Origin of the sequence: Aureimonas sp. N4 (assembly GCF_001463925.1) — a bacterium.
Lineage (GTDB): Bacteria > Pseudomonadota > Alphaproteobacteria > Rhizobiales > Rhizobiaceae > Aureimonas > Aureimonas ureilytica_A.
The window spans coordinates 96,507-111,870 of sequence record NZ_BBWS01000057.1 but is presented as its reverse complement, the minus strand read 5'-3'; the positions used below and the strand labels follow the sequence as shown (position 1 = coordinate 111,870).

The 15,364-nt window shown below is 62.3% G+C and carries 14 protein-coding genes, 2 tRNA genes and 1 pseudogene; 11 read left to right on the top strand and 6 right to left on the bottom strand.

Going from position 1 to position 15,364, the window contains the following annotated elements:
- The first annotated feature begins 67 nt into the window (after positions 1 to 67).
- Together AUL28_RS20175 and AUL28_RS20170 are read left to right on the top strand one after the other, a co-directional pair.
- Positions 68 to 144: transfer RNA gene (locus AUL28_RS20175), tRNA-Met, on the top strand.
- A gap of 43 nt (positions 145 to 187) precedes the next feature.
- A tRNA-Met gene (locus AUL28_RS20170) sits at positions 188 to 264 on the top strand.
- Positions 265 to 339: 75 nt separating this feature from the next.
- Here the strand turns inward: AUL28_RS20170 and AUL28_RS22860 are convergent.
- Both AUL28_RS22860 and AUL28_RS20155 read right to left on the bottom strand, forming a co-directional pair.
- A complete protein-coding gene (locus AUL28_RS22860; protein WP_156420107.1) occupies positions 340 to 1,368 on the bottom strand; it encodes a hypothetical protein in 1,029 nt (342 codons plus the stop codon).
- 246 nt (positions 1,369 to 1,614) lie between these two features.
- On the bottom strand, positions 1,615 to 1,800 hold the full coding sequence (locus tag AUL28_RS20155) for a hypothetical protein (protein WP_156420106.1): 186 nt from the start codon (positions 1,798 to 1,800) through the stop codon (positions 1,615 to 1,617).
- A 179-nt stretch (positions 1,801 to 1,979) separates the two neighbouring features.
- Between AUL28_RS20155 and AUL28_RS20150 the strand changes: the two genes are divergently transcribed.
- The 9 genes and pseudogenes from AUL28_RS20150 to AUL28_RS20115 all read left to right on the top strand — a co-directional run bounded on the left by AUL28_RS20150 (position 1,980) and on the right by AUL28_RS20115 (position 10,924).
- Positions 1,980 to 2,351, top strand: coding sequence for a hypothetical protein (locus tag AUL28_RS20150; RefSeq protein ID WP_062236301.1), 372 nt, complete (start codon positions 1,980 to 1,982; stop codon positions 2,349 to 2,351).
- The gene (locus tag AUL28_RS20145; protein WP_062236299.1) at positions 2,348 to 3,235 is read left to right on the top strand and encodes an NAD(P)-dependent oxidoreductase; all 888 of its coding nucleotides are present in this window, start codon (positions 2,348 to 2,350) and stop codon (positions 3,233 to 3,235) included. The genes AUL28_RS20150 and AUL28_RS20145 overlap by 4 nt, the downstream gene beginning before the upstream one ends.
- A 113-nt stretch (positions 3,236 to 3,348) precedes the next feature.
- The gene (locus tag AUL28_RS20140) at positions 3,349 to 4,308 is read left to right on the top strand and encodes a TRAP transporter substrate-binding protein (protein WP_058601650.1); all 960 of its coding nucleotides are present in this window, start codon (positions 3,349 to 3,351) and stop codon (positions 4,306 to 4,308) included.
- A complete protein-coding gene (locus tag AUL28_RS20135) occupies positions 4,308 to 6,161 on the top strand; it encodes a TRAP transporter large permease (RefSeq protein WP_062236296.1) in 1,854 nt (617 codons plus the stop codon). The genes AUL28_RS20140 and AUL28_RS20135 overlap by 1 nt, the downstream gene beginning before the upstream one ends.
- A gap of 746 nt (positions 6,162 to 6,907) precedes the next feature.
- Positions 6,908 to 7,285, top strand: a pseudogene (locus AUL28_RS23725) (hypothetical protein); the annotation flags it as partial.
- A gap of 99 nt (positions 7,286 to 7,384) precedes the next feature.
- Positions 7,385 to 7,894, top strand: coding sequence for a GGDEF domain-containing protein (locus tag AUL28_RS23415; RefSeq protein ID WP_244493579.1), 510 nt, complete (start codon positions 7,385 to 7,387; stop codon positions 7,892 to 7,894).
- Positions 7,895 to 8,323: 429 nt separating this feature from the next.
- Positions 8,324 to 8,866: a TadE/TadG family type IV pilus assembly protein gene (locus tag AUL28_RS20125; protein WP_062236291.1), complete on the top strand. Its 543-nt coding sequence runs from the start codon at positions 8,324 to 8,326 to the stop codon at positions 8,864 to 8,866.
- Positions 8,863 to 9,438, top strand: a complete 576-nt coding sequence (locus AUL28_RS20120; RefSeq protein WP_062223816.1) for a TadE/TadG family type IV pilus assembly protein — start codon at positions 8,863 to 8,865, stop codon at positions 9,436 to 9,438. Before AUL28_RS20125 ends, AUL28_RS20120 begins: the two co-directional genes overlap by 4 nt.
- Positions 9,439 to 9,460: 22 nt before the next feature.
- Positions 9,461 to 10,924 (top strand): pilus assembly protein TadG-related protein, encoded by a 1,464-nt coding sequence (locus tag AUL28_RS20115; RefSeq protein WP_062236288.1) that lies wholly within the window; start codon positions 9,461 to 9,463, stop codon positions 10,922 to 10,924.
- A gap of 348 nt (positions 10,925 to 11,272) precedes the next feature.
- Here AUL28_RS20115 and AUL28_RS20110 read toward each other — a convergent pair whose 3' ends face one another.
- From AUL28_RS20110 to AUL28_RS20095, 4 genes are all read right to left on the bottom strand, one after another.
- Positions 11,273 to 12,295: a transketolase family protein gene (locus AUL28_RS20110; protein ID WP_202814774.1), complete on the bottom strand. Its 1,023-nt coding sequence runs from the start codon at positions 12,293 to 12,295 to the stop codon at positions 11,273 to 11,275.
- Between the two features lie 11 nt (positions 12,296 to 12,306).
- Positions 12,307 to 13,164 carry a transketolase gene (locus AUL28_RS20105; protein WP_058634493.1) on the bottom strand — a complete coding sequence of 286 codons (858 nt, stop codon included), beginning with the start codon at positions 13,162 to 13,164 and terminating at the stop codon, positions 12,307 to 12,309.
- Positions 13,165 to 13,261: 97 nt separating this feature from the next.
- A complete protein-coding gene (locus AUL28_RS20100) occupies positions 13,262 to 14,137 on the bottom strand; it encodes a sugar phosphate isomerase/epimerase family protein (RefSeq protein ID WP_062236285.1) in 876 nt (291 codons plus the stop codon).
- 127 nt (positions 14,138 to 14,264) lie between these two features.
- Complete coding sequence (locus tag AUL28_RS20095; RefSeq protein WP_062236282.1) at positions 14,265 to 15,188, bottom strand: LysR substrate-binding domain-containing protein; 924 nt, start codon at positions 15,186 to 15,188, stop codon at positions 14,265 to 14,267.
- Between the last annotated feature and the right edge of the window lie 176 nt (positions 15,189 to 15,364).

Here is a 15,364-nt window from a genome sequence, read left to right as displayed (position 1 = left end):
TCTTTGCAAAGCCGAAAAGGCCGTCTATATCACCACTCACCGACGGCGACACGCCGACGGGACATGGCGCGGGGTGGAGCAGCCCGGTAGCTCGTCAGGCTCATAACCTGAAGGTCGCAAGTTCAAATCTTGCCCCCGCAACCATTGTATAGAACGGATAGCCGGAGGCTTTGGCCGAAGGTCTTGGCGCGGGGTGGAGCAGCCCGGTAGCTCGTCAGGCTCATAACCTGAAGGTCGCAAGTTCAAATCTTGCCCCCGCAACCAATCCGAGAACACGATACCAGATCACGAGCATCAGCCGCCCAGACCAGGCGGCTTTCTTATGTTCGCAAGTCTTGGTCAATGCGCCCCCGCAACCATCTCGACTTGCGATCGGCCCACCCCTCTGGCAGGCCTTTTGCTTTCGAGCGATACCGCAAGGACACCCGTCAGATCGCCGCGCACGTCGATCTGAAGCTCGCCATTCTCCGGTGTCAGGATGATCTCGCGCCCCAGCGAGCGCAGCACGTCGGCCGCCACCATCCACTTGGCTTCCAAATCCTTCTGAAGCGCCGCGTAGAGTTCGTCGATCTGGATGTGCTGACGGGGCATGTTCGGGTGCGGGAGGGAAGGCGACTCCTTGGCCTCTTGCAGGATTGCCTTCAGGTTCTTCTGACGCCGTTCCAGCCCAACCATCGTCTCATGGAAACGTTCGGCAGCGCCGCCTCCCAGAACGAGATTGAGATGCGTGTCCTGATCTCGGTCGATCTTCTTGATCTCCGCCTCGGCCGCATCGATCGACCCTCCATGAGCAGCCGGTTCATCTCGCGCGTGAACTCGTCGCAAAACTCCTTGCACAGCGCAGGGTCCATCAGCTGATGGCGCAGCGCGTTCAGCACCCGTGCTTCGAGTTGGTCGCGGCGGATCTTCTTTCAGTTGTCTCTGATGCCGTTGTTGCGTGCCATCGAGCAGGCGACCAGATCGGCCGAGATCATCGAATAACCGCCACCGCGGCAGCCGAACCTGGTCAGGCCCGAGAAGAGGATTGGGGACGCCGGCGTTCCCTGACATGGTTCGTGGTGTCGCCGTCGTCGCCGCGATTCCGTTTGGCCGCGCGCTGGCGTTCCTTCGCCATGGCCAGAGGGCGCCATCGAGGATGCGCAGTTCGGGAACGTCCTGCGTGATCCATTCCGGTTCCGGATTCATCCGCCCCTGGCGCTTGCCGGTGTCCCACTTCGGATTGCCGTTGAAGGTGCTGGAGCCCCAGTCACCGCGACCCGGTGTGAGGGTGCCGTCCTTGTTCAGTTCAAAGCGGCTTGCCGGGTTGGTTCTTTGGACGGTGCGGCTCCAACACCGCCCATGCCTCGTCCGATAGCCGAAACAAATCACGCATGATCGCCTCCTATCCGGAAACTCAATTCCGGACGGGATCAATCGGTCTCGGCGATATCTTGGATGCGTCTCGTACCTGTGTCGCCGACCCCACTCGGTCGATCCATTCACCGCGCGAGATGCCGGCTTCCATTGAAGGAGATCGGACGCGCCGAGCCTTGAACCACGCGTCCTGATGCAAAGACCGAACAAGGCAGGAGGTTTCCTCCGAGACCGTCACCCCCCGATCATGGCCTTAGCCCGTCAGCGGCGCGCTGGTCCGTCGCCGTCGAGCGAATGCACACCGCCCGCAAATCGCGCGGCGAGCGCGCCGAAGCGGCGCGCCAGAACGCCGGCCAAACGCCCCATATGCTGAGCCTGCATGCCACGCGCCTCGGCCATGATGTCGGCCTCCCGGCGAAAACTCGACGCTTCAAAGCTCTCACGCATCTCGGTCTCTTTGTACATTCTATTTCTGCTGCGATGCAGCATAGACCTCTCGCCTCCGGGCATCGAGAGGCGAGGCCGCTGTATTTTTACATAGCTGTCATTCGCACAGCGCCAGCTTGGTTTGGCCATCCCATGGGACCCGTCCGTAACTTGTAGGAACGAATGAATCAAATGCATCGATGGTCGAAAAAATCGCGTTTGTCAGATGCATCGGCTCATTGGAGACTGACCGCACATCACGGAGGATTGATGTGTCTTTTCCGCGCCAGATTGCCCTCGTGGCGGGCGTTGCAAGCCTGCCAAATGCTGGTTTTCGCGTAGTCCCTCAGCTCGCCAACCAAGCCGCGCGCGCCGGGGTCGCCGACCTCGACGCCCAAAAAACCGGCGAGTCTCCCGCAAGGTACAAGGGCGACGCCGATATCCGGCTCGTCATCGACGGCTGCTGCCAAGAGATGGGCGATGCCTTTCCGGGGCCAGCCGAGGGCGCGCCGGTGCCGGGGCGTCTGGCGCTTTCCAACTCGGCCTCGCTCACGCGATGGGTCGCAGCATGAGCCCGGCCGAGACGACGATCGGCTTCGTCGGATTGGGCGCCATGGGGCGTCCGATGGCGGCTCATCTTATCGAAAATGGCTTCGTGGTGCAGGGCTTCGACATAAGCCAGGCGGCGCGCGACGCGCTCGAAACGGCAGGTGGCACGCCCGTCTCTTCGGCCGCCGAGGCCGCGACAGGTGCCGACGCGCTCGTCCTGATGGTGGTCAACGCGGATCAAGCCCGCGCTATCTTGTTCGAGGCGGGCGCGCTGGATGCGTTGCGACCGGGCGGCACCGTGGTTCTGATGGCGACGTGCCCGCCCGGTGCCGTCGAATCCATGGCGGAGCGTGTCGTGGCGACAGGCCGCGGTTTCATCGATGCGCCCGTGTCCGGCGGCGTCGCAGGCGCGACGGCGGCAACGCTCACCATCATGGCGGCGGCACCCGCCGACACGCTCGCCGCACTCCGACCCATGTTCGATGCGCTTGGTGGCAAGGTCGTGCATGTAGGAACCCGGCCAGGCCAAGGCGCGCTTGTCAAAGCCGTGAATCAGCTCTTGTGCGGGGTTCATATCGCGGCCGCTGCCGAGGCCTTGGCGCTGGCCGGCAAGGTCGGCGTTGATAGGGCCGTGATGCTCGACATCGTGTGTGGCTCGGCCGCGTCAAGCTGGATGCTGAAGGATCGCGGCCCGCGGATGCTGGAAGCGCAGCCTGTTACGACCAGCGCGGTCGATATCTTCGTCAAGGATCTGGGCATCGTGATCGAGGCCGGGCGGGACGCCAAGGCGGCCGTGCCGCTGGCCGCACTCGCCCATCAGCTATTCCTGGCGACCTCCGGTCAAGGGCACGGGAAGGCCGACGATAGCCAGATCATCAGAACCTATGACGGCTTGAACGGCACCTGAGAGCGCCACGGCCGGCTTCAATCGACAACGGGAGGAATGATACATTGACGACGAAAACACCGAAGGCGGGGCTGAACCGCCGCGCGTTTCTGGCAGGCGCGGCCGCCCTGCCCATGATCACGGTGATCACGAGCCGGAGCTTTGCGGCGGAATTCAGCTACAAGTTCGCGACAGGCCAAGACCCGAGCCATCCCGTCAATGTCAGAGCCGGCGAAGCCTTGAATCGCATTCGGGAGGCCTCAGGTGGTCGACTCGATATCAAGATGTTCCCTGCCAACCAACTGGGCTCCGACACAGACCTTCTGAGCCAGGTACGTTCGGGCGGCGTCGAATTCTTCAATCTCGCGACATCCATCCTCAATACGCTGGTGCCGGCAGCTGGCCTCGTCAACATCGGCTTTGCCTTCAAGGACTATGCCGATGTCTGGAAAGCGGTGGATGGTCCGCTTGGCCAGTACATAGCCGCGCAGATTGCAAAGGTCGGCCTCGTTTCGGTCGTACCGCTCTGGAATAACGGCTTCCGCCAGATCACCTCGTCGACGCGGGATATCATTGCGCCCGCCGACCTTGCGGGGTTCAAAATCCGCGTACCGCCGGCGCCCATTCTGACCTCGCTGTTTCAGGCGCTCGGCGCGTCGCCGACGCCGATCAACTTCAACGAGCTTTATTCCTCCCTGCAGACCAAGATCGTCGAGGGGCAGGAAAATCCCCTGGCCATCATTGCCACGACCAAGCTCTACGAGGTCCAAAAATCCATCAGCATGACGAGCCATGTCTGGGACGGCTACCAGATTCTCGGCAACCGCCGCGCTTGGGAAAGGCTGCCGGCTGATCTCAAGGAGATCGTGCAGCGCGAGCTCGCTCAATCGGGGCAGCAGGAACGCCAGGACATCGTCAAGCTCAGCGAAACGCTGCGCCAGGATCTGACTTCCAAAGGTATGGTATTCCACGACGTCGATCGCGCCAAGTTCCAGGATATGCTCAAGACCACGAGCTATTATAAGGACTGGAAGGCCAAGTTCGGCGATGAGGCCTGGAAGGTGCTGGAGAGCACGGCGGGGAGCCTCACCTGATGGCGGGGATACCCGTCGCGGCAGCGCCCCTTGAGGGGCGCTCGTTCGCATCGGAAGCCGAACGCCTGCTCTTGCGTGCGATGGAGGCACTGGCGGCGATTCTGGTGGTGGCCGAGACGATCATCCTTCTGATGGGCGTCGTGTCGCGATTCGTCTTCGACAATCCCTTGATCTGGAGCGACGAACTTGCGTCGCTCCTGTTCCTGTGGCTCGCCATGGTGGGTTCCGCGATCGCTCTCGCGCGTGGTGCCCATATGCGCCTTTCAACCGTGACCGCCATCATGTCGCCGGTCTGGCAGAGGCGACTGGAGGCTCTTGCGACCATCGTGCCGTTGATTGTCCTGATATTCCTGTTCCAGCCGGCGCAAGACTATGTCGAGGACCAGAGCTTCATCGAGACGCCGGCCCTCGGTTGGCCGGGTTCGGTGCGCGCCTATGCCATGCTGGTCGGTATCGGGTTGATGTTGGCCGTTGCCGCGCTGCGGCTCCTCAAACTGGGGTGGCGCGATGTGGCCCTGTCGGTTCTGGCGCTCGGCGTTCTGGCCGTCGGGCTCTATGCCGCGGCGCCAGTCCTGACGGCGATCGGCAACTGGAACCTCCTTTTTTTCTTCGTCCTGCTTGTGGGCGGCGCGGTTCTTCTCGGGGTTCCGATCGCCTTCGCCTTCGGCCTTGCCACCATAGCCTACCTGTTGACCACCTCCTCGACGCCTCTCTCCGTCGTAGTGGGACGGCTGGACGAAGGGATGAGCTCGCTGATCCTGCTCGCGGTCCCGCTCTTCGTTCTGCTCGGGCAACTCGTGGAGGCGACCGGCATGGCTCGCGCCATGGTGGCCTTTCTGGCCGCTTTGATCGGTCACGTGCGGGGCGGGCTGTCCTATGTGTTGCTTGGCGGTATGCTGCTTGTCTCCGGCATTTCGGGTTCGAAGGCGGCGGATATGGCTGCCGTCGCTCCCGTGCTCTTCCCGGAGATGAAGCGCCGCGGCCTCGACGAGGGCGAGATGGTGTCGCTTCTGGCAAGTTCGGGCGCCATGGCGGAAACGATCCCACCCTCCTTGGTGCTGATCGCCATCGCCTCGGTGACAGGAGTCTCGATCTCAGCGCTCTTCATCGGCGGCCTCCTGCCGGGTGTGGTGCTCGCGGTTGCTCTCGCGATCCTGGCCCGTCATCGCACCATAGAGGCACCCACCGCGCGGGCGCCGCTTGCGGTCGTCGGCAAGACCTTCCTGATCGGCCTGCCGGCGCTGATCCTGCCGGTGCTCGTCCGCACCGCCGTGGTCGAGGGCGTCGCCACCGCCACCGAAGTCTCGACCATCGGCATCGCCTACTGCCTTATCGTGGGCGTTCTCGTCTATCGGCAGTTCGATTGGCGGCGCGCCTATCCCATGCTGATCGACACCGCGACGCTGTCCGGCGCCATTCTGTTCATCATCGGAGCAGCGACGGGTATGGCTTGGGCGCTGACGCAGTCAGGCTTCTCGCACGCTCTAGCGCAGGTCATGGCCAGCGTACCCGGCGAGCAATGGGGCTTCCTCGCGGTGTCCATCCTGGCTTTCATCATGCTGGGGAGCGTGCTCGAAGGCATCCCGGCCATGGTGTTGTTCGGCCCCCTCCTGTTCCCGATCGCGCGAGAGATGGGTGTCAACGAGGTGCATTATGCTGTGGTGATCATCCTCGCCATGGGCATCGGTCTCTTCGCGCCGCCCTTCGGTCTCGGCTACTACACGGCCTGCACGATCGGGAAAGTGAATCCGGATGTCGCCATGCGGAAAATCTGGCCTTATCTCGGCGTTCTCGTACTGAGCCTTCTGCTGCTGGCGGCGGTGCCATGGTTCTCGACGGGGTTCCTGCCGTGACATCTCCGACCACACAGGTCCGGGCGGCTCTTCTCCGTTCGGCCTGTTGAGGTCAAGCGCTCCTGGGCTGGAGATCGGTCTTCAGCTCGGGAATAAGGTGCCGAAGCCTCGCAGGCACGCCAAGCTGCGGGACCACCGGGGGAGGGCCGCGACCCATGCGAACCGGACGTGGGCGACATCGTCCACGACCAACCCGCGACCAGTTGCGACCCTGCGCATCCTGACGGTCATCGACACGTTCTCGCGCGTCCCACCCGCTATCACCCGCGCTTCAGCTACCGTGGCGTGCCGATCATCACCTCCATCATCTCGTCGTCCTGCGGTCGGCCTCGCCTGGCTTCCCAATCGAGGGCGCTGACGATGGAATTTCGCTCCGACAGTTCAACGGCGAATCGCGCCGTTCCCCACCTGTCGTTCAAAGCCGGAATGGCCGGATCGGCCCGCTGCGTTTCTTCTCACCGGCATCGGCTCTGCCGACCCTTCTTTCCGGGGTTCCGTCGCCGTCGCGCCGTCCGGCCGCCGAAGGCGCGATCGAGGCTTCGGCAGCCCAAACCGCTCGCTGGGCTGGGAGCGGCATCCGGAGGCGCAACGCCGGCGATTGGCCATCTCACCAAACTTTAAGGGAATCGTGCCATAATGGATCGTGATGGGCTTGGCGGCACTCTTCCGAAGTGGGTTGAGCGTGCCTGTGTGAACGTCGTCAAGCCAGCCATGACGTGACAGGGATTCAAGCGGGCGTTCAGCCGATGTCGTCGAAGCCGATCGCGAAGTCTCCGGAACCGGATCCGAACGGCGCGACCGCGTCAATGCGCGAGATCGCGCGCCCGGTGTCGCTCTGCGAGCGAAGCCCTCATGATCTCACGGTTCTCAACGCTGCGTTCGCCACCGTGAAGATGGGCGTTTGGGAATGCAGTCTGCCCGACCAGACCCTGATCTGGAGTGATGGGGTCTATGATCTGTTCGATCTCCCCCGTGGCATTCGCCCCGACCGACATTTGATCCTCCAGCAATACGATTCCGAAACGCGCGAGCGGCTGATCGCGCTCCGCGCTCAAGCCATACGAACGGGCTCGGGCTTCGAGTGCGACGCAAGGATCCGGACCGGCACGGGGGCGGAACGCTGGATCCGGATCACCGCCACGGTCGAAATGCGCGATGGCGTTCCCGCTCGCATTTTCGGGGTGAAGCGCGATGTCACGGATGAACTGGCCCTTCTGGAGCGTATGCGCCACCTCGCCGAACACGACGAGATAACCCAGCTTGCCAACCGCCATTCCTTCAATCATCGCCTGCAGGCTCTGTGCGAAGCGGCGGTACGCTGTTCCTCACGCGCCACGCTTCTGCTGCTCGATCTCGACGGATTCAAGCTCATCAACGATCGGCTCGGCCATAGCGCGGGGGACGAGGTCCTGCGCATCGTGGGACAAAGGCTCGCTGACTGCGCCGACGGTCTGGCATTTCCGGCGCGGATCGGAGGAGACGAGTTCGCCTTGTTGACCGACGCCGCGAGCGCCAGGGTCGAGGCCCTGGCCATGCGCGCGATCAGCGAAATCTCGCGGGATATGCGGGTCGAGGGGAGGCTGGCCAAGGTTGGCGCCTCCATCGGCATCGCCACGCGCGGGGATGGTAACGCCATCCAACTCTACCGAGAAGCGGACGCTGCCCTGTATCAAGCCAAAAACGCGGGACGCGGCGTTTATCGGATATTCTCCGGCGTTGCTTCCGCTCGCTGAGAGCATCTGAATCCCCTGGGGTGGAGGGTGGAGGGTGGACGAGGGAATCCCATCAGTCCACGCGAAGCGAAGAGCCATGGATGCGAGGGGCGAGGGCCGAGCATTCGCAGGGCGAATGAGGGATCCTATCTCGACCGGACGATGACCTCCGTTACCCCCGCGGATCCAATTCAGAACCACGAACGCCCCATCCGTCGAACGGCACCAACACGGTCCTTGCGATAAGGGATCCGGGGCACCGCACAATCGAGCAATGTAATAAATATATCAAACAATATACCTTCATCCCTTAGTATTTGCATTTAATCTCAAGTAAATTTCTCGATATAGCTACACGCATAAAGATTTCTTTAATGCAAAGCGCGCTAATTTAGTCTATAGCCACCTATCGATTCAGGCCATCTATCGAACGGTTTCCAAGAGCGAAGTATGTTGGAGTTCCGCGACAGACACCGAGATCGTGCCGCGCGTCGACGCTTTGTGCGAGACAGGCGGGGAGCAACCGCGATCGAGTTCGCCATTCTGGCAGTGCCGTTTTTCCTTCTCATCTTCGCCGTCCTGGAAACTGCAGCGGTTTTCATTGGGGAAATGACGTTGGAGAACGCGACCGCTCAAGTCGGCCGTCAGGTCCGCACGGGCGAGGTCGCGGATGCTCAGGTCTCGGCCCCAGACCTGCGACAGAGGATCTGCGCCACCATGGCCATCCCGATCGACTGCGAGAAATTGCAGATCGATCTGCGCGAGTACGAGCGCTATTCGGACATCTCGTCGGCCGCCCCGGTGAAGAATAACGTGATCGACGTCGACGGCTTGGCTTACGACGAGGGCGAGCCAGGTCGGATCATGGCGTTACGCGCGTTCTACGAATGGCCCATTCACACGGACATCATTCGCCGTTTCCTGTCCAACACACCAAGCGGCAACCACATGCTCGTCGCGGTCGATGTGTTCAAGACCGAGCCGTTTCAATGAAGCCGTTTCGAAGGTTTGCTTGGCAGTTCTCCCAAGCCCCGCTCCTGACAGGTCGTAACGTCGCGAACAGGTCTGGCGTCGCCGCGATCGAGTTCGCGATCATCGCGCCGATCCTGCTCCTGATCTATATCGGCAATATCGAGCTGACGCTGGCCCTGACATGCGACCAAAAGTTGAAGCATGCCACGTCGGTCGTTGGAGATTTGATCAGCCAATCCTCCACTCTCACCTCCGACGACGTTCTGCAAATCTTCACGGCCGCGAACGCCGTGCTCCAGCCCTATTCTCCTAATCCGCTGAAACTCCGGGTTTCCGTTCTATCACCCAAACCGGACGGACAGTCGAAGGTAATGTGGTCCGTAGGGCAGAATATGGATAGAAGAAGCCCGGGAAGCATTTATCAAACTCCGCCCAATCTTTGGACCGACGAGCAGAAGTCTCTCGTCGTGACTGAAACACTTTACGATTACGAGCCTGTGACCAGCGACATTTTCGAGAAGTCGGTCGAGCTCTCCAAAGTCACGTATTCCCGCCCTAGAGGAATGTGGACCATAACCTGTACGGACTGTTGATAGAGCTTTGGGGATCAGCGAGATGCTTTCGAATTTCTCGAGCGATCGGTCTGGAACCTTCGCAATTCTGACGGCGATCATCGTCATTCCGCTGATCTTGATTGTCGGCTTCGCAATCGATGGTACGCGATACTACTCCGCGCGAAGCCAACTCCAAAACGCAACCGATACGGCCGCTCTCGCGCTTGCCGCCTCCATGGAACAGGATCAGCAAAAACTTGAGGCTCTAGCCAAATCCTATCTTCTGGCCAACATGACGGACGCGTCTGTCATAGATCTGAAACTCGACGCCCTCGAAGCAACTTCGAAGGACATCGAACTCACAACATCGGCCGTCCTGCCTTTGACGCTCATGCAGATCGCCAATTTTCACGATCTGGGTCTTCAGACGGCCGCCAAGGCGATACGCGCGCCCGTGCGGAAAGTGGAACTCGCTCTCGTGCTCGACAACACCTGGTCCATGTCAGAAAAGGATCGCAGCGGCATCTCCAAGATCGACACGCTGAAACAGGCTTCTCGCGAACTCGTCGATCAGTTGATTACTGGCGATGACAGTCCGATCCGAATCGGGATCGTGCCCTATGCCGATTACATCAATGTCGGGACGAAGTACCGCAACGAACCCTGGATCGACGTCGGCCGAGACTACACCGAAGCGGCGAAAGACAAAGTCTGCGAAACCAAGACCCAGAAAAAGATCTGTCTTCAGAAGACCCCGGAATATTCTTGCAAGAAATTTGTCGACGGCGTGCCGGAACAATCCACCTGCGGTGGAGACTGTACTGCGTCGGAAATCAGGACGGTCGCGCCTTACGAAGACTGCTCGGGAGGCGGAAAAGGTAAAACCTATAAATGGTTCGGGTGCATCGGTTCGAGAAGGCCGGGAACCTATCGCCTGAACGACCTCGCCAGCACCATTCCCTATCCCGGCTATCTCGAAACGAGCCAGCATTGCCTGAGCCCGATCGTCCCCTTGAGCAACGACAAACCCACCTTGCTCGCTGCGATTCACAACCTCGTCATCAATATAGGAGATAAATACAAGCCCTACACTTATATCCCGGCAGGGATGATTTGGGGCCAGAACGTCCTTTCCGCTACCGAGCCTCTCAGTGAAGCGGCGGACTATGACAAGGACAATATCGATCCGAAGAAGATCTTGGTTCTGATGACCGATGGTGACAATACGCTGCGGTTCGACCCGAATGACGGTCGTCACGTTTCGTTGAGTTCGAAGGCAGACAAGGCCGCGATCGAGGTGAACCAGACAAACAACGATACGTTGTCGATCTGCAGCTACGCGAAGAACAAGAAGATCGAAGTCTACACCATCGCTTTCATGGTGGACAACGCCACCGCCAAGGACATGCTGCGGCGATGCGCGACGGATGCGAAGCATTATTTCGACGCATCGGATCGGAACCGCTTGCTGAGTGCGTTTTCGGGCATCGCGAAGGCCATCAACCAGGTGCGTCTGGCCCAGTAACGTGGAAGGCCGAACCCGAAACGAGTTGAGCGGTTTCAGCGGGCTGTGATTGCATCTGGTTGCGAGGCTTCGTGGCGCCGATCATGCCTTGGACTGAAGCCGCCCGGCGCGATCCGGCGCGTCGAGGGTGGTACTTCAGGTGATCTTCGCGACCGGGAACGGGCGCTGATCTCGCCCCTACCTCAAAGACCGCTCGCCGAACCGACGCCGCTTTTTTGGGTTTCGCGGAGGCGTCGGGTCGTTGAGCGAACGTTCGCGACGGTCCGAAGGACAGGCGAGACATGTGGCCCGCTCTTGGATGGCGAGAAGACCCGACCAGCCGGCCCCGCGAGTTATTGTTGGGTGCTCTTATACCCAGCCCCTGATCTGCTCGGCGATCTTCCCGACGGAGATTCCGTATAGGTCATGAAGCGTCGGCAGGGCACCAGCCTCCAGGAATTCGTCCGGTAGGCCGATCATGCGGAAGGTCGGCGTGACGCCGGCGCGTAGCAGCGTGCCGGCGACGGACTCGCCGAGTCCGCCGACCACCGAGTGGTTCTCGGCGGTGACAACCAGCCGCCCGCCTCGGCCTGCCTCCCGCAAGATCGTCTCCGTGTCGAGCGGTTTGATGGTGGGTGAGTGGAGGACGGCGACGTCGATCCCATCCTTGGCAAGCTGCTCGGCCGCGTCCAGAGCGCGCATCGTCATGAAGCCCGACGAGATCACGAGGACCTGCTTGCCTTCACGGATCACCTGCGCCTTACCAATGGCGAACTGATAGTCCGGCTTCCAGCGGGTCAGCACGGCCGGCACCTTGCCGCGCAGCAGGCGAGAATAGATCGGTCCGGGATGGGCCGCCATGGCTGGCACGGACTGGCGGATGTCCACCGCGTCGCAGGGGTCGATGATCGTCATGTTCGGCAGGCCCCGAAAGATCGCCAGATCCTCGGTCGCCTGATGGCTCGGGCCGTAGCCGGTGGTCAGGCCCGGCAGGGCGCAGACGATCTTGACGGGAAGATTCTCCTCCGCAATCGCCATGGCGATGAAGTCATAGGCGCGGCGGGAGGCGAAAACGGCATAGGTGGTGGCGAAGGGCAGGAAGCCCTCGCGCGCCAGACCTGCCGCCGCCGAGACCATGACCTGCTCGGCCATGCCCATCTGGTAGAAGCGGTCCGGCATCGCTTGGGCGAGGATGTGAAGGTCGGTGTATTTAGCAAGATCCGCCGACAGGCCGACGATCCGTTCGTCCGCCTTCGCCAGTTCCACCAGCGCGTGGCCGAAGGGCGCGTTCTCCGTCTCGTAGCCCTCGGCCGCGAGAGAGGCGATCATGGCGGAGGTCGCCACTCGCTCGCCTTCGGGAGCCGCACGGCGCGGCTGGTACTTGCGGGCCATGGATGCATGGGTCATGCGGGCTTTCCTTCTTCCAGAACGGCCAGGGCCTTCGCCCATTCCTCCTTTTCGACCCGGACGAAATGCGTGATCTCGCGCGTTTCCAGAAACGGCACGCCCTTGCACATCAACGTGTCGAAGATGATCACGCGAGGCTGATCGCCTTGATGCGACCGCGCGGCATCGAGCGCGGCGACGACGGCGTCGAGGTCGTTGCCGTCGACACGCTGGGCATGCCACCCGAAGGCCGTCCACTTGTCGAGAAGCGGTTCGGCCGAGAGCATCTGCGTCGACTTGCCGTCCGCCTGCTGGTCGTTGAAGTCGATCAGGCAGACGAGGTTGTCGAGCTTGTGGTGAGCGCCGGCCATCGCCGCTTCCCAGGTCGAGCCCTCGCCGAGTTCCCCATCCGACATCAGATTGAAGACGAAGCGGTCGCTTGCCTTGCGCTTCAGCCCCATGGCCATGCCGACGGCGATGCCGAGTCCGTGGCCGAGCGAGCCGCCGGTGATCTCCATGCCAGGGGTATAGGAGGCCATGCCGGACATCGGCATGCGACTGTCGTCCATACCGTAGGTCTCGAGTTCATCCTCGGGTAGGATGCCGGCTTCCATCAGAACGGCATAGAGCGCTATCGCATAATGGCCGATCGACAGGAGGAAGCGGTCGCGCCCCTCCCATTCGGGGTCCGTCGGATCATAGCGCAGGGCGTGGAAATAGGAGGCGGCGAGGACATCGGCGATTCCGAGCGCCTGCCCGATATAGCCCTGGCCCTGCACCTCACCCATCAGGAGCGCCTTGCGCCGGATGTTCCAGGCGCGGCGCGCCAGCGAGACGTTGGAAAGGGCGGAAGGGGGGCGGTTGTCATGCTGCATGTGGTCTCCTGTCAGGATGAAGGCCGCGCCGGACACAGCCTCAGCGCAGCGGTGTCATTGGTCGAAACGACCGCCGCAGTTCACTCGACCTTCATCGTCAGACGGCGAGAGCCGTCCGCACGGTGGCGAGGGATCGGGCCACCACCTTCTCTATCTCGGGCAGGGGGACGCGTTCCGCGCGCCGCACCGGCTGTGCATCCGGGCCGCGGTGAAGGCGCAAGGGCAACTCGATACTGACCGGCATCGCGGCAAGGGCAGCCTTGAGGATGCGCTCGCAGCCGATCGTGCCCTCACCGATGGCGGTGAAGTGCCAGCCGGTTTCGCGGCGCACGAGATCCTTGACGTGGATGTGGACGCATGCCGGCATGGCGGCGATCGCGTCGTCGGCGAAGTCCTGCAACTCCGGGCGGTGCGAGGCGGTGTTGGCCGCGTCGTAATTGAGGCCGAGGTGATCGGAGCCGATCCGGCGCACCAGCGCCAATCCGTCTTCGGCGGTGTTCAAGAGATTGTCGCTGCCGTCGCCGGGATTCTCCAGCGCGATCACCACGCCTAAATCCTCTGCCCGACGCAGCAAGAGATCCATATGGGCGAAGAAGGCGTCTTGCCGAACACGGGCTGCGGCGTTGGTGGCGATGATGCGCGCGCCGATCGCGGCGGCAAAGCGCATCCGCCCGGTGAAGACCTCGACGGCCGTGGAGAGGCCTAGATCGATATGCGAAGACATTGCGACGCAACCCAGGCCCTGTTCCTCGATCAGCCGGCGATAGACCCTCGCCCGATCCGGCGCGAAGGCGCTTTCGTCGAACGGCTCCGTGTAGCCCACGATGAACGCGGGCTCGACATGGGTCGCGCCGATCCTCGCCAGGCTCTCGAAGGCCTCGGCCGGACTGTAGCCGTCATAGGGCGCGGCGGACACGGAGACGATTCGTCCACGCGCCCCCGCATCGTTCTGCCCCGGCTCCTTGGTCTCCATCCCCGAACTCCGCACGCTTTGCGGCGTCCATCGCCGCAAACGGGGGTGACGCCTTGACGGCGTCCGGCCCCGTTCTCCCTAGCGCGCAGGATGGGACGGTGGAGCACGCTTCAGCAAACGCGAAGTTCTAAACGTTCGTTGAATGGCATTCATGGATCGCGTCGGCCAGCGGTGCGGGCGTGCCGAGTTCTGCCTGCAACCATTCGACGAAGACACCGACGAGGCGACGTTGCGAGCCGGACTTCGGGTAGCAGAGATAATGGCCGATGTAGCGGAGATCGCGCGTGCGCCCGGCAAGGGGCGCGACGAGCTTTCCCGACAGGATTTCACGCTGGGCAAGGCGGGTCGATTCCAGCGCGACGCCGAGCCCGTCGGCCGCCGCCGCGATGGCGAGAAACGAGCGGTCGAAGCTCATGGCTTGGGTGGCGGGCGCGGTCAGCCCATTGGCGGCGAACCAGTCCGGCCACCGCACGCGCTTGTTGTCGCTGCGGATCAGGATGCGCGTCAGGAGATCGGCCGGCACGCTGATCCCTTCGGCGACCTTGGGCGTGCAGAGCGGCGTGACGATCTCCTCGCCGAGCGGCTCGATCACGAGGTGGTCTCCCTGCGGCTTGCCGTAGACGACGTCGGCGTCGAACTCGCCATCGACGAAGCGGACATATTCGGTGGAGGCGGCGATGCGCACTTCCAGATTCGGATGGGCGGCAAGGAAGGTCGGCAGGCGTGGCGACAGGAACTGGGCGGCGAAGCTTGGCGCGCTGTGCAGCCTCAGAAGGCGGGAACGCCGCGCCGACACGCTTTCGACGCCAATTCGCAGTTCCTCGAAGGCCGCCGATACGTGCCGCATCAAGACCTCGCCGTCGCTCGTCAAGCGGATCGTACGCGCCGAGCGATCGAACAGGGGCTTGCCGAGCTCTCGCTCGAGTTTCACGATCGCGTGACTGACGGCGCTGGGGGACAGGTTCAGTTCGCTGGCGGCGGCCCGGAACGTGCCGTGACGCGCAGCGGCCTCGAAGGTTCGGATGGCGGAAAGCGAGATACCGTTCAACATGCCAATGTTGAACCAGATTCATTCAGGCGTGTAAACTTCGCGTTTGCGGCGCGAATGCAGGCATCTTCTACTCCTCCCCGGAGGCCCCGAACGGCAGGACCGGAACCAGGGGCGGGGAGACGAAGTGCACGGTTGATAGCGGAGGGGGATGGAGCCCTTCCGGCCGGGCCTTACGG

Bases quoted from the DNA above. Each gene is read 5' to 3' on its own strand.
- AUL28_RS20135 (WP_062236296.1), top strand. From the start codon at position 4,308: ATGGCGGGGATACCCGTCGCGGCAGCGCCCCTTGAGGGGCGCTCGTTC.
- AUL28_RS20100 (WP_062236285.1), bottom strand. From the start codon at position 14,137: ATGGAGACCAAGGAGCCGGGGCAGAACGATGCGGGGGCGCGTGGACGA.
- AUL28_RS20120 (WP_062223816.1), top strand. From the start codon at position 8,863: ATGAAGCCGTTTCGAAGGTTTGCTTGGCAGTTCTCCCAAGCCCCGCTC.
- AUL28_RS20140 (WP_058601650.1), top strand. From the start codon at position 3,349: ATGATCACGGTGATCACGAGCCGGAGCTTTGCGGCGGAATTCAGCTAC.
- AUL28_RS20150 (WP_062236301.1), top strand. From the start codon at position 1,980: ATGGTCGAAAAAATCGCGTTTGTCAGATGCATCGGCTCATTGGAGACT.
- AUL28_RS20095 (WP_062236282.1), bottom strand. From the start codon at position 15,188: ATGTTGAACGGTATCTCGCTTTCCGCCATCCGAACCTTCGAGGCCGCT.
- AUL28_RS20155 (WP_156420106.1), bottom strand. From the start codon at position 1,800: ATGCGTGAGAGCTTTGAAGCGTCGAGTTTTCGCCGGGAGGCCGACATC.
- AUL28_RS20105 (WP_058634493.1), bottom strand. From the start codon at position 13,164: ATGCAGCATGACAACCGCCCCCCTTCCGCCCTTTCCAACGTCTCGCTG.
- AUL28_RS20110 (WP_202814774.1), bottom strand. From the start codon at position 12,295: ATGGCCCGCAAGTACCAGCCGCGCCGTGCGGCTCCCGAAGGCGAGCGA.
- AUL28_RS20145 (WP_062236299.1), top strand. From the start codon at position 2,348: ATGAGCCCGGCCGAGACGACGATCGGCTTCGTCGGATTGGGCGCCATG.
- AUL28_RS20115 (WP_062236288.1), top strand. From the start codon at position 9,461: ATGCTTTCGAATTTCTCGAGCGATCGGTCTGGAACCTTCGCAATTCTG.
- AUL28_RS20125 (WP_062236291.1), top strand. From the start codon at position 8,324: ATGTTGGAGTTCCGCGACAGACACCGAGATCGTGCCGCGCGTCGACGC.
- AUL28_RS23415 (WP_244493579.1), top strand. From the start codon at position 7,385: ATGCGCCACCTCGCCGAACACGACGAGATAACCCAGCTTGCCAACCGC.